Annotated in this window: 15 protein-coding genes; 4 read left to right on the forward strand and 11 right to left on the reverse strand. The window is 35.7% G+C overall.

What is annotated here, in order from left to right; all coding sequences use genetic code 11:
• Positions 1-10 precede the first annotated feature (10 nt).
• The 10 genes from rplB to NWE55_RS04825 all read right to left on the reverse strand — a co-directional run bounded on the left by rplB (position 11) and on the right by NWE55_RS04825 (position 8,041).
• On the reverse strand, positions 11-835 hold the full coding sequence (gene rplB / locus NWE55_RS04780; protein WP_155091387.1) for a 50S ribosomal protein L2: 825 nt from the start codon (positions 833-835) through the stop codon (positions 11-13).
• Positions 836-841: 6 nt separating this feature from the next.
• Positions 842-1,132 (reverse strand): 50S ribosomal protein L23, encoded by a 291-nt coding sequence (rplW, locus tag NWE55_RS04785; RefSeq protein WP_155091386.1) that lies wholly within the window; start codon positions 1,130-1,132, stop codon positions 842-844.
• 7 nt (positions 1,133-1,139) lie between these two features.
• Positions 1,140-1,769, reverse strand: a complete 630-nt coding sequence (gene rplD, locus NWE55_RS04790) for a 50S ribosomal protein L4 (RefSeq protein WP_155091385.1) — start codon at positions 1,767-1,769, stop codon at positions 1,140-1,142.
• A complete protein-coding gene (rplC, locus tag NWE55_RS04795; protein ID WP_155091384.1) occupies positions 1,769-2,386 on the reverse strand; it encodes a 50S ribosomal protein L3 in 618 nt (205 codons plus the stop codon). Before rplC ends, rplD begins: the two co-directional genes overlap by 1 nt.
• 113 nt (positions 2,387-2,499) lie before the next feature.
• Positions 2,500-2,805: a 30S ribosomal protein S10 gene (rpsJ, locus tag NWE55_RS04800; RefSeq protein ID WP_006259497.1), complete on the reverse strand. Its 306-nt coding sequence runs from the start codon at positions 2,803-2,805 to the stop codon at positions 2,500-2,502.
• Positions 2,806-2,817: 12 nt separating this feature from the next.
• Entirely contained in the window at positions 2,818-4,953 is a 2,136-nt protein-coding gene (gene fusA, locus NWE55_RS04805) for an elongation factor G (RefSeq protein ID WP_155091383.1), read from the reverse strand.
• Between the two features lie 21 nt (positions 4,954-4,974).
• On the reverse strand, positions 4,975-5,451 hold the full coding sequence (gene rpsG, locus NWE55_RS04810; protein WP_155091382.1) for a 30S ribosomal protein S7: 477 nt from the start codon (positions 5,449-5,451) through the stop codon (positions 4,975-4,977).
• 26 nt (positions 5,452-5,477) lie between these two features.
• The gene (gene rpsL / locus NWE55_RS04815; RefSeq protein ID WP_002987523.1) at positions 5,478-5,858 is read right to left on the reverse strand and encodes a 30S ribosomal protein S12; all 381 of its coding nucleotides are present in this window, start codon (positions 5,856-5,858) and stop codon (positions 5,478-5,480) included.
• Between the two features lie 399 nt (positions 5,859-6,257).
• On the reverse strand, positions 6,258-6,656 hold the full coding sequence (locus NWE55_RS04820) for a hypothetical protein (RefSeq protein WP_155091381.1): 399 nt from the start codon (positions 6,654-6,656) through the stop codon (positions 6,258-6,260).
• 2 nt (positions 6,657-6,658) lie between these two features.
• The gene (locus NWE55_RS04825; protein WP_155091380.1) at positions 6,659-8,041 is read right to left on the reverse strand and encodes an MFS transporter; all 1,383 of its coding nucleotides are present in this window, start codon (positions 8,039-8,041) and stop codon (positions 6,659-6,661) included.
• Positions 8,042-8,125: 84 nt separating this feature from the next.
• Between NWE55_RS04825 and NWE55_RS04830 the strand changes: the two genes are divergently transcribed.
• The 3 genes from NWE55_RS04830 (at position 8,126) to NWE55_RS04840 (ending at position 11,221) form a co-directional block, all read left to right on the forward strand.
• On the forward strand, positions 8,126-8,980 hold the full coding sequence (locus NWE55_RS04830) for an AraC family transcriptional regulator (RefSeq protein WP_155091379.1): 855 nt from the start codon (positions 8,126-8,128) through the stop codon (positions 8,978-8,980).
• 452 nt (positions 8,981-9,432) lie between these two features.
• The gene (gene rlmB / locus NWE55_RS04835; protein ID WP_155091378.1) at positions 9,433-10,167 is read left to right on the forward strand and encodes a 23S rRNA (guanosine(2251)-2'-O)-methyltransferase RlmB; all 735 of its coding nucleotides are present in this window, start codon (positions 9,433-9,435) and stop codon (positions 10,165-10,167) included.
• On the forward strand, positions 10,142-11,221 hold the full coding sequence (locus NWE55_RS04840; protein WP_230381497.1) for a hypothetical protein: 1,080 nt from the start codon (positions 10,142-10,144) through the stop codon (positions 11,219-11,221). The genes rlmB and NWE55_RS04840 overlap by 26 nt, the downstream gene beginning before the upstream one ends.
• 10 nt (positions 11,222-11,231) lie before the next feature.
• Here NWE55_RS04840 and NWE55_RS04845 read toward each other — a convergent pair whose 3' ends face one another.
• The gene (locus NWE55_RS04845) at positions 11,232-11,990 is read right to left on the reverse strand and encodes a rhomboid family intramembrane serine protease (protein WP_155091377.1); all 759 of its coding nucleotides are present in this window, start codon (positions 11,988-11,990) and stop codon (positions 11,232-11,234) included.
• A gap of 156 nt (positions 11,991-12,146) precedes the next feature.
• Here NWE55_RS04845 and NWE55_RS04850 point away from each other — a divergent pair, with 156 nt between their 5' ends.
• Positions 12,147-13,424: a replication-associated recombination protein A gene (locus tag NWE55_RS04850; RefSeq protein WP_160338884.1), complete on the forward strand. Its 1,278-nt coding sequence runs from the start codon at positions 12,147-12,149 to the stop codon at positions 13,422-13,424.
• Positions 13,425-13,438 lie beyond the last annotated feature (14 nt).

The following is a 13,438-nucleotide window of genomic DNA, read 5'->3' on the forward strand; positions in this document are numbered from 1 at the left end:
TCTTAATCTTTTATTTCTTTCTACGTTCAACAATATACTTATTACTCGCTTTAACTTTTGAACGAGTTCTGTAACCTTTAGCAGGCATCCCGTTTCTTGAACGTGGGTGTCCTCCTGAAGAACGACCTTCTCCACCTCCCATTGGGTGATCTACTGGGTTCATCGCTACAGCTCTTGTTCTTGGTCTTCTACCTAACCATCTAGATCTACCAGCTTTACCTGAAACGATTAATTGGTGATCGTGATTAGACACAGCTCCGATAGTAGCTACACACTCTAATAAAATTAAACGGATTTCTCCTGAAGGCATTTTAATAGTAGCATATTTACCATCTCTAGCAACTAATTGTGCAAATGTACCTGCTGAACGAGCAATAACAGCACCTTGTCCTGGACGTAATTCGATACAAGAAATAACAGTTCCTAAAGGAATATTTCTTAAAGGCATCGCATTCCCAACTTCTGGTGATGCTTCTGGTCCTGAAACTACAGTTTGACCAACTTTCATACCGCTTTGTGCAATTACGTATGATTTAGCTCCATCTGCGTAAGCAATCAAAGCGATGAATGCTGTACGGTTTGGATCATACTCGATAGTTTTAACAGTAGCTGGAATTCCAACTTTAGTTCTTTTAAAATCTACCACACGGTATCTTTGTTTATGACCACCACCTGTGTAGCGCATGGTCATTTTCCCTTGACTATTTCTACCTCCAGATTTTTTTTTCGGTGCTAGTAAACTACGCTCCGGCTTATCAGTTGTTATAGCGTCAAAACTATTCACAACTCTAAAACGCTGACCTGGGGTAATAGGTTTTAATTTTCTAACTGACATTATTTATTAGATATTTGAATAAAAGTCTATACTCTCTCCTTCTTTCAATTCAACTATTGCTTTCTTGTAAGCATTAGTTTTAGCGTTGATCATTCCACTTTTAGTGTACTTAACAGAACGCTTAGCAGCATAGTTCATAGTATTTACACTAACAACAGTAACTCCATAAGCAGCTTCTACTGCTTTTTTGATCTCAATTTTGTTAGCTCTTCTATCAACTACAAAACCAAAACGACCGAATATTTCGCCGTCTTTAGTTATTTTTTCTGTAATTATAGGCTTAATTAAAACACTCATCTTCCTATTATTTACTTAAATTTTCGACAATTCCAGCTACAGAACCCTCAGTTAACACTAAACTACCAGCATTTAAAATACCGTAAGTGCTTAATTCTGAAGTAGTTACAACAGCAGCCTTCTCTAAATTGCGTGATGACAAATATACATTTTTATTTGATTCACCAAACACAAATAGAGATTTTTTATTTTCCAACCCTAAACCACTCAACACTTTGATAAAATCTTTAGTGCTTGGAGCTTCAAAGTTAAAGTTTTCAACAACGATTAAATTTGATTCTTTTGCTTTAATTGAGAAAGCAGATTTTCTTGCTAATCGTTTTAAACTTTTATTCAATTTTAAAGAGTAAGTTCTTGGTCTTGGTCCGAAAACTCTACCTCCTCCGCGGAATACTGGAGATTTAATACTTCCTGCTCTTGCAGTACCAGTTCCTTTTTGTTTTTTAATCTTGCGAGTACTTCCAGAAATCTCAGCTCTTTCTTTAGCCTTGTGAGTTCCTTGTCTTTGATTTGCTAAATATTGTTTAACATCAAGATATACTGCGTGATTGTTTGGCTCTATACCGAATACTGAATCTAAAAGTTCAACTTTTCTACCAGTATCTTTTCCTGTGATATCTAAAACTTTTACTTCCATTACTTCTGAATGATTACATAAGAGTTTTTGTGTCCTGGAACTGCTCCCTTAACAACAAGTAGATTCTTATCAGCAACTACTTTTAAAACTCTAAGGTTTTGTACTGTTACATTTACTCCTCCTGTTCTTCCTGCCATACGCATTCCTTTGAATACTCTAGAAGGATAAGAAGATGCACCTACAGATCCTGGCGCTCTTAAACGGTTTTTTTGACCGTGAGTAACTTGTCCTACCCCACCAAAACCGTGACGTTTAACAACCCCTTGGAATCCTTTACCTTTAGAAACACCTTGTACGTCAACAAACTCACCTTCTAAGAACAAATCTACAGTGATTGCATCACCTAGTTTATACTCTCCAGCAAAATCCTTAATTTCAACAACTTTTCTTTTAGCAGATGTACCAGCTTTTTTAAAGTGACCTAACTCAGCTTTAGTAGCATGTTTATCTGATTTGTCATCGAAACCAAGTTGTAACGCTTCATACCCGTCAACCTCATTGGTTCTGACTTGGGTAACGACATTAGGACTTACTTCGATTACTGTACATGGAATGTTTTTTCCATTCTCATCGAAAATACTAGTCATGCCGATTTTTTTACCAATTAACCCAGACATAAATATTAATTATTAATTATAAATTGTTTTATTCATTTAAAGAGCTAAGTATTAAGAGCAACTCTTAATACTTAGCTAGAATATTATTTTCAGTTAAGAAAAGTTAGTTATTATCACACTTTGATTTCAACTTCAACTCCACTTGGTAACTCTAATTTCATTAAAGCATCAATTGTTTTTGAAGATGATGAATAAATATCTAACAATCTTTTGTATGAACTTAATTCAAACTGCTCTCTTGCTTTTTTGTTCACGTGAGGAGAACGAAGAACAGTAAAGATTTTTTTGTGAGTTGGTAACGGAATTGGACCTGTTACAACAGCACCTGTACTTTTTACAGTTTTTACGATTTTCTCTGCTGATTTATCAACCAACATATGATCGTAAGATTTTAATTTTATTCTGATTTTTTGACTCATTTTACTCTAAAATTAAGCGTTACCTTTTGCTTTAGTGATTACTGCTTCTGAAATGTTTGATGGCGTCTCAGAGTAGTGAGAGAACTCCATTACAGAAGTTGCTCTACCAGACGATAATGTTCTCAATGTAGTAACATAACCGAACATTTCTGATAATGGAACAGAAGCCTTAACAACTTTAGCACCATTTCTATCATCCATACTGTTGATTTGTCCACGACGACGGTTCAAATCTCCAACGATATCACCCATGTTTTCTTCAGGAGTCAATACCTCTAATTTCATGATAGGCTCTAAAATGATAGCTCCAGCAGCTTTAGCAGCAGCTTTATACCCCATCTTAGCAGCTAATTCGAAAGATAATGCATCCGAGTCAACCGCGTGGTAAGAACCATCCACTAAAGTTACTTTCATTGAATCCATTTCGAATCCAGCTAAAGGACCTTGTTTCATTGCCTCTCTAAATCCTTTCTCTACAGAAGGGATATATTCTTTAGGAACGTTACCACCTTTAACTTCGTTTACGAATTGTAATCCAACGAATGGTTTTCCATCTACGTCATCAGCAGGTCCCATTTTGAATACGATATCCGCGAATTTACCACGTCCACCAGATTGCTTTTTATAAGCTTCTCTATGATCAGCGAAACGAGTAAGAGCTTCTTTGTACTCAACTTGAGGCTCACCTTGGTTAACTTCAACTTTGAACTCACGTCTCATACGGTCAATAAGAACGTCTAAGTGTAATTCACCCATACCAGAGATTACAGTTTGTCCAGACGCTTGGTCAGTTTTAACTGTAAAAGTAGGATCTTCCTCAGCTAATTTAGCTAAAGCAGTACCCATTTTATCCATATCCGCTTTTGTTTTTGGTTCAATAGCGATACCGATTACAGGGTCTGGGAATATCATACTTTCTAATACGATAGGATTCTTCTCATCACATAAAGTATCTCCAGTTTTGATATCTTTAAATCCTACAGCAGCTCCAATATCTCCAGCCTCAATATATTCAACTGGGTTTTGTTTGTTAGCGTGCATTTGGTAGATACGAGAAATACGCTCTTTGTTTCCAGAACGAGTATTCAATACATAAGAACCAGCATCTAAGTGTCCTGAATAAGCTCTAAAGAAAGCTAAACGACCTACGAATGGGTCAGTAGCAATTTTAAACGCTAATGCAGCAAACGGCTCAGTAACTGAAGGCTTACGTAAGATTGGCTCTTCTGTATCAGGATTAGTTCCTTCGATAGCTTCCTTATCCATTGGAGAAGGTAAGTAACGACAAACAGCATCTAACATAAACTGAACTCCTTTGTTTTTGAAAGAAGATCCACAAGTCATAGGAATGATGCTCATATCAAGAGTAGCAGCACGTAAAGCAACGTGAATCTCATCCTCAGTGATAGAGTTTTCATCCTCCATGTATTTTTCTAATAAATTTTCATCGTATGCAGCAATCTCTTCGATTAACTGACCTCTGTATTGCTTAACTTCATCCAACATATCCGCTGGGATCTCAACAACATCAAAAGTAGAACCATGATTCTCATCATGCCATACGATTGCACGGTTTTTCACTAAATCAACGATACCTTTGAAATCAGCTTCATCACCAATTGGTAAAACAATCGGCACTGCATTAGATTTCAACATATCTTTTACTTGCTGACATACTGCTAAGAAGTTAGCACCTTGACGGTCCATCTTATTAACAAATCCCATACGAGGAACTTTATAGTTATCAGCTAATCTCCAGTTAGTTTCTGATTGAGGCTCAACACCATCAACAGCACTAAATAAGAAAACTAATCCATCTAATACACGTAATGAACGGTTAACTTCAACTGTAAAGTCAACGTGTCCCGGAGTATCGATAATGTTGAAGTGATATTCCATAGACTCAGGAATCACAGCTCCTTGAGTTGTAGGGAAATTCCAAGTACAAGTAGTAGCTGCTGATGTAATAGTAATACCTCTTTCAGCCTCTTGCTCCATCCAGTCCATTGTAGAAGATCCTTCGTGAGTCTCTCCCATTTTGTGGTTTTTACCTGTATAGAACAAAATACGCTCTGTCGTAGTTGTTTTACCAGCATCGATGTGAGCAGCGATACCAATGTTTCTTGTATATTTTAAATCTCTTGCCATTGTATATAGTTTCTGTATGGATTAAAATCTAAAGTGAGAGAATGCTTTATTTGCCTCAGCCATTTTGTGAGTATCCATTCTCTTTTTAACTGCAGCACCTTCTTCTTTAGCAGCAGCTAAGATTTCAGAAGCTAATTTTGCAGCCATTGACTTTTCATTTCTTTTTCTCGCATACAAAATCATCCATTTCATCGCCATAGAAATCTTTCTATCCGGACGAATTTGCATTGGAATTTGGAAAGTTGCCCCTCCAACACGACGAGAACGTACTTCTACGTGAGGCATAACATTTGTCAATGCATCTTTCCAAACTTCTAATGAAGTTTTCTCCTCGTCTTGTTTTTTCTCCTCTACGATAGCTAAAGCATCATAGAACACTTTAAAAGCTGTAGACTTTTTACCATCCCACATTAAGTTATTCACAAAACGCGTAACTAATTGATCATTAAATTGCGGATCCGGTAAAAGAGGTCTCTTTTTAGCCTGTCTTTTTCTCATGTCTTCCTTCTTAAACGTTTATACGATTACTTTTTGTCTTTAGGGCGTTTAGCACCATATTTAGATCTTCTTTGAGTTCTACCGTTTACTCCAGCAGTATCCAAAGCTCCACGTACGATGTGGTATCTAACACCTGGTAAGTCTTTTACCCTTCCACCTCTAACTAATACTATCGAGTGCTCTTGTAAATTGTGTCCTTCTCCTGGGATGTAAGCGTTTACTTCATTACCATTTGTTAAACGTACCCTTGCAACTTTACGCATTGCAGAGTTTGGTTTTTTAGGTGTAGTAGTATAAACACGCGTACAAACTCCTCTTCTTTGAGGACAAGAATCCAAAGCAACCGATTTACTCTTCTTAGTCAATTGGGTTCTCCCTGTTCTTACTAATTGTTGAATTGTTGGCATAATGTTTATTAATAATTTCCACAAATAATTTTCCCGCACACTATACGGGGTTGCAAATGTAAAAACTTTTTTGAATTATTCAAAACTCAATTCATTAATTTTCAATCATATTAAACTTTTTTTTTAAATCATTTTATTTCATTGCGCTTTGCTATTAAAAATTAGCTTTCTCCTAAACTAATATTATCAAACACCTTCATTTAAATCATTATATGCAAAGCAACCAAATTCAATATTATTGCGTTTCAAGCAATTCTATAGCACTTTTATACAAAAGAATACGTTCTCACCGCGTAATTATATAGATACATATAGTTACTCTTTTGTAAAAAAGAAAACCTATCCATACAAAATAGTATAAATAGGTTTCCGATTGATAAACTTACACAAGCATTAAGATTATAGCCATACTTCCACTAAGTGATACCACAAAGCTTTACCCTCAATAATTCTAAATACCGCAGAAGATTTTCGCTCATTTCTATCCTTTCCTGTTACTTGAATTTCTTTATACTGAACAAGTATATGTGAGAATGTAGCACTAGCTTTTACATCTTCTAAAAACACTTTTCTTCCTGGAAACTTTCCATAAACAGAAGGCAACCATTGTACAAACGCTGCGTAGTCCATTTGCTTTTCATCTCCATTGACCATAACAAATGACTGATCGAATGTACTTGTTATACGGCCTAATACTTCATCTTGATTAGCTAACTCTCCACAGAACCACATCTCTATGTTTTTACAAAAGTCTTGCACTTGTTGTACCCCTAACCCTATTTCTTTTGTTGTATACATAATTATTTACTTTTATTAACTTCTCTATTCAACATGCTATAAAATACTATACCTATTAATTGTACTACACCTAAACCTATTAAAGCAATTGCAAAAGCCTGAGAATAGCCACATACACTTTTTAAACTGAAAAACAATGTTCCTATAATAGCCCCACCCAAGACACTTCCCACTTGAATGACAGTACTTACTATTCCAGATGCTTGTCCTACTTGATCCACTTCAATGTATCGAATACTCTCTTTCATCATCACAGGCATAATGATTCCGTGTCCAAATCCAGCAAATAAGAAAATCAAATGCATTCCTAATGTTGGTGTTTCATACTTACTAAACAATCCTCCCAAGAGGATAAATGAAACAAGCAACAACCCTAAACCTAACTTAATCCAAAACCCACTCTTTCTCCCTCCTTTCGCAAATAAGATTGGCCCAAAGAAAAATCCTACTCCATAAGGAACAATAGCCAATCCAGACGCTAATACTCCCCAATCCAAATAGGATTGTAAATAATAAGGATAACAAACAAAGAGTCCAGCTGTAAAATTATAGAACAAGATAATAGGTAAGCTAAAAGCAAAACCTTTATTGTCAAACAATTTCATAGACAACAATACAGGGTAAGCGTGTCGTTCTCGATAACATTCATATTGCACAAAGCCAATCAATAGAACAATGCTCAATCCAATAATCGCAAAAATCCACCAAGCCCATTGATAAGCGCGCCCATATATTAAAGGTGTAATAAAACACAGTAGTGCTCCTATTACTAACAATACACCACCTATATCTAAGGGCTGTTTCTTTAATGTTTCTTTAGACATATGCGTATATATCCCATATAAACAAACTGCTGCCACTGGTACATTAACCAAGAAGATAATCTCCCAAGTCATTCCCCACAAATGAACACTCAATAATACACCTCCTAACAATTGTCCTACAATAGCAGCTAATCCAAATACAGAACCAAAAAAGCCTAATGCCTTTGCTCGCTCTGAATCATCAAATAGGAGTCGAATAGATGCTAATACCTGAGGAGCCAATAGCGATGCTCCTATACCTTGTAGAAACCTAGAAAAGATAAGTAAACTAATCGTAGGGGAAAAAGCACACGCTATAGAAGACAATAGAAATATCCAAAGCCCAGTAGTAAAAATGGTACGTCTACCATATATATCCCCCAACTTACCACTACACACCACTAAGGCAGCATACGTCAGTCCATAAATAGCAATAACCATTTGCAATTGATTTTCTGTTGCTTCAAAAGAATCCTTTATTGCAGGTAAAGCCATATTCACAATAAAATAGTCTAAAGGAGAAAGAAAAGCACCGATTACTAAATAGCGCAATACACTCCATCTATTTTTATACGCACTCATATTCATTTTTTTTATTCCTTTGCAAAGAAAGCACCTTAAGTACAAAATTAATTGTACTATAAAAGGTTTTTCTAGTACGGAAATATGCGTTACGACACACTTGAATCAATAGCTATACGAGAGATTACTCTACATGAAGATAGTGTAGAAATACAATCCACTTCCCAATTGCTGCTTGTTTATATCCTACAGGGCAAAGGAGTCAGTGTATATGAATCCCATGAAGTACCTTTCCAAAAAGGAAAACTATACGTTATTCCTTTTAATACGCATTACCTCTTCTTGAGTAAAGAATGTACCCTACTAGTCATCGAATGCCCTCAAACCTTCATCACACAGATACGCATGGAGGCAGACCGCATCGAGACTTGTGATAATATCAACAAGCTAACCTATATCACCCACAACTATCACGCAAAAGGAGGATGTGTCTTCCATAGCAAAGAAGACGAAACATTTGCAGAGCACCTGCTTAGAAATATACAGAGAGAGTACCAACAGCAAGCACTGGATTATTTAATTATCAGACAGAGTGTGTCTATTTTGCTCAATCTTATTGCACGCAATCTTATACAGTGTGACTACAAACAAGTAAACGAAAACAAGAAAGTACAAGATGTCATGAGTATCATCACCTATGTACAAAAGAATATTAAGGATAGAGAGAAACTATCCATAGAGGTCTTAGCAAACACCTTTGGAATTTCAAAAAACTACTTCGGAGAATACTTCAAAAAGCAAATAGGTATATCCCTACAAGACTATATCTTAAACTACAAACTAAAACTAGTAGAAACAAGACTGAAGTACAGTACAATGCGATTAAAGGAAATCGCCTTTGAATTAGACTTCAATGACGAGAGTCATCTATCTAAATTCTTTAAAAAGCATACACAATTAAGCCCAACACAATATAGAAACTTACACAGGGAAAAGTAAAAACACATGCAAACAATCATACTGCATCTAGTCTATGTACAAGACATTGAATAGTTTCAGTAGTAAATATATTAAGATATTATCGATAATCTATTTTACTTATTCCTTCACGATACTATTTCAACTAATAAAATCATTATATTAATTATTGATAACACGTACAGTGTATATCTCTTTATCGATGATTTTATATTGCATTTCTCTACAAACAGTATAATTAGTTAATTGACTATTTTTTCAGTTTTAGTAACTGTATACCGCTCAAAGGATAATAATCTCAAAAAGTTGCAAGAGCAGACAAGTAATCGAATTAAAAGGCGCTCTATACGCATCCTCTTTTTTCACTTGATTATCCTATATATACGCAGTAATTTTGTAGTCGTATATTACTAAGTTTTAACTTCAGTAATTGTACAGTCATATAACCTAACATTTTATATTACATTTGCACCATGGAACAGGACAATCAAATATTTGGTATTCGTGCAATTATCGAAGCCATAGAGGCAGGAAAAGATATCGACAAAGTTTTTATTCAAAAAGAAGCAAGTGGAGAATTAATGAATGAGCTGCTTAAAGCACTTAAAAAGAACAACATTAATTTCTCATATGTTCCAATTGAAAAACTAAATCGATTAACAAAAAAGAATCACCAAGGCGCAATAGCAAGTATTGCTCCCATTTCTTTTGTCTCGTTAGAAACATTAGTAGAAGGTGTATTAGCAGAAAAAGAGAAACCTCTATTTGTTATTTTAGACCAAATATCAGATGCTCGTAACTTTGGAGCGATTATCCGTACAGCTGTATGCTGTGGTGCAGATGGAATCATTGTTTCTAAAAATGGTGCAGCACCTGTGAATGGTGATACGGTAAAGACTTCTGCAGGAGCAGTGTTTAATATACCTATTTGTAAAGTAGACCACATCAAAGACGCTGTCTTTTATTTACAAGGTTCTGGAGTTATTACATTAGGAGCGACAGAAAAAGCAGAAAAAGAAATCTACGATATAGATCTTAATACTCCTTTAGCAATCATTATGGGTAGTGAAGATAAAGGTATTAACCCCTCTGTACTTAAAATCATAGATGAGAAAGCAAAATTACCTATGTTTAGCACAATAGATTCATTAAATGTTTCTGTGGCATGTGGAGCATTCTTATATGAAGCAATTCGTCAAAGAAGATAGACAAATGGAACAACCCGCTAAAAGACAAATGCGCAAACCAAGCTATCCTGTATCAGATGATTTAGCGAGGTACCTTAAAAAGTATAAACGTACTACAAAGATTAGTATTTTATATGAGGACTTGTTGCGCTTTAGTGGCTATGTAAGCGTGGAAGATAAATTTGGTAATGACACGCTGTGGTACAGAGTTTATTATCCAGAACATGAATATGCAGAAATCGAAGCCAATCTTGCGAAAGTGTACACTTTACTTCATTCTGATGGAGATGTGACCCTATTAGAGCACTTGGTGGTCGATACCATAGACTTTTGTTCTTTTGGAAACTCACAACCGTTCCGCATTAAAATTAGAAACAAATTAAATGACATCTATACTAATTTCTACGTCAAAAAAGCAGATGCCTCTCGTATCTACGGATTAGAATTAGAAGAAATGATGTCTCCAAATACCGTAAACTACCTTGTACACAAAGATACATTGATTGAAGAACACATCATGGGAATACCAGGAGATGTGTTCATCAAAGAGTATTTGCCTCAATGTACTGAGTTAGAAAAATCACAAATCGCAAAGGAATACGTAAAGTTCAACGAGCGTTGTCTAATTGGATTATTAGGTGATATGCGTTCGTACAATTATGTCATTATTCCCACTCACGATTTTGATCACGTTGTCTATCGCATACGACCAATTGACTTTGATCAACAATGTTATGAGGGCAATCTAAAGTTCTATCTACCTCAATTCTTTAAAGAGAATAACACAATCGTACAATTAGTATTAGATAAGTTTAAAGATATTTCTATAGAACAATATAGAAAAGAGATTCGCTCAGTATTAGTGAGAAGGGTTATAAGTAATCAAGACAGGATTCAAGACATACTCAATGTCATGAAACAAGATACAATAGCTCCTAAAGAGCACATTGACCAATTAAAAATGGAGATGTATGACTTTGTTCATGAAAAAGCTTTTAAGTATTGTAACAATATGGGAGAGATACTTGAAACGGCAATAAAGTTTACAATTAAGAATTACAGAAGCGTCTTTTAGAAGACGCTTTTTATTTATACTCCCTATACTTCTGAAGGTAATCCACGTAAACTATGGGTAAAGTAGGTCGATAACAGTTAGAATAATCAATAGGTTTTTCCTTCGGGATTACAATAAAATTACCATTTTCATCAAAACACTGCATAAAGGGATCTTGCGAGGCATCATAACTAGGTTTTTGCCAATCGTACTTATAGTATTTCTCAGGTATTTCAGGTTCTTCAATCACATAGCTAAGAATTAAACCTGCGATAAATCCACTCAAGTGACCTTCCCAAGAAATCCCTTCTTCTACAGATGGAAACATATACCAGACAGTTCCTCCATACAAGACTACAATGACTAACGACACAGCCATTAATCTATAATAACGCGTCTGCATCCCCTTAAAAAAAATAAAACTGACGAGCACATAAACAAGACCACTTGCTCCAATGTGATAACTTGGTCTTGCAAACAACCAAGTACCAAATCCCGACAGCAGAATACCCAAAACAACAACTTTCCACGTTTGCCTCTTATAGAAATACTGCAGGATGATAAGTAGAATAAACAATGCACCCGAATTATTGTACAAATGCTTTAACCCTCCATGAATAAAAGGACTAAAAAAGATTCCCCTTAACCCAGACCAAGTCCTTGGATACACACCATATTCATACAATTCTAAGAAGTAAGTCCAATCACACCAAAAGGCACCCCATATGAATAAAACATAAAATAGGGGCAATAAAATGATGTTTATTGAAAAGGCAGGCACTTTCTTCATAAAACTAATGTAAGACATTTATTCATAAAATCCATTCAAAACTCCGGCTACTAACCGCAGTACTTTAATTAATCGAACAAAGTCTTTTCAAGAATGAAAGGAAGTTTCAAAAAGCATTGTATTTTTGTTTCTACAATTACTAAGAATATGATTATGATGGATGCACCATTAGCAGAAAGAGTAAGACCAAATCACTTAGAAGATTACGTCAGCCAAGCTCACTTGGTAGGTGAAAATGGAATACTAACAAACCAATTGAAAATGGGCTTTATACCGTCCCTAATTTTTTGGGGACCTCCAGGTACAGGTAAAACCACATTGGCAGAAATACTTGCTAAACAAAGCGAACGTCCTTTCTATGTGCTAAGTGCAATCAATTCAGGAGTAAAAGATGTTCGAGAAGTAATTGAGAAAGCCAAGCAAAACACAGGATTATTCACGACGAAAAATCCAATCTTATTCATTGACGAGATTCACCGTTTCAGCAAGTCACAACAAGATTCACTACTTGCTGCTGTCGAACGAGGATGGGTTACTTTAATAGGTGCTACTACTGAAAATCCAAGTTTTGAAGTTATCCCTGCACTGCTTTCCAGATGCCAAGTCTATACCTTGAATGCTTTTAGCAAAGACGACTTACAAGCCTTGTTAGAAAGAGCAATTACCCAAGACGAGGTGTTAAAAACAAAAAAGATAGTATTAAAAGAAACCGAAGCTCTCTTTAGGCTTTCGGGAGGAGATGGTAGGAAGCTGCTAAACACTTTTGAACTTATCATCAATGCTACAGGTGGTGACTATATAGAAATCAATAATGAGATGGTGCTCAAAGTAGTACAACAAAATACTGTACTATACGACAAGACAGGAGAACAACACTATGATATAGTTTCTGCTTTTATCAAATCCATAAGAGGAAGTGATCCCAATGGTGCTGTATATTGGTTAGCCAGGATGATTGAAGGAGGTGAAGATTTGAAGTTTATAGCAAGACGCTTAGTAATTCACGCATCTGAAGATATAGGATTAGCTAATCCGACTGCACTGATTATGGCAACTAATGTATTCCAGGCTGTATCTGTCATTGGTTATCCAGAAAGTAGAATATTACTGAGTCAATGTACTATTTACCTGGCTACTTCTCCCAAGAGCAATTCCTCTTATATGGCGATTGGCAAAGCACAACAAGCAGTCAAACAGTTTGGAGACCTCTCTGTTCCAATCCACTTGCGAAACGCTCCTACAAAATTAATGAAAGAGCTTGGTTATGGGGAGGAGTATGACTATCCGCATAACTTTAATAACAGCTTCATCACTCAAGAATACTTGCCAGATGATTTAAGTGGTACAGTATTTTATGAACCAGGAGATAATGCAAGAGAAAAGAGTACACGTGAATTTCTGAAAAACAGATGGGAGATCAAATATGAATACTAATATATATAGAACCA

It is taken from the genome of Myroides albus, from assembly GCF_024722315.1.
Classification (GTDB): Bacteria; Bacteroidota; Bacteroidia; order Flavobacteriales; family Flavobacteriaceae; genus Flavobacterium; species Flavobacterium album_A.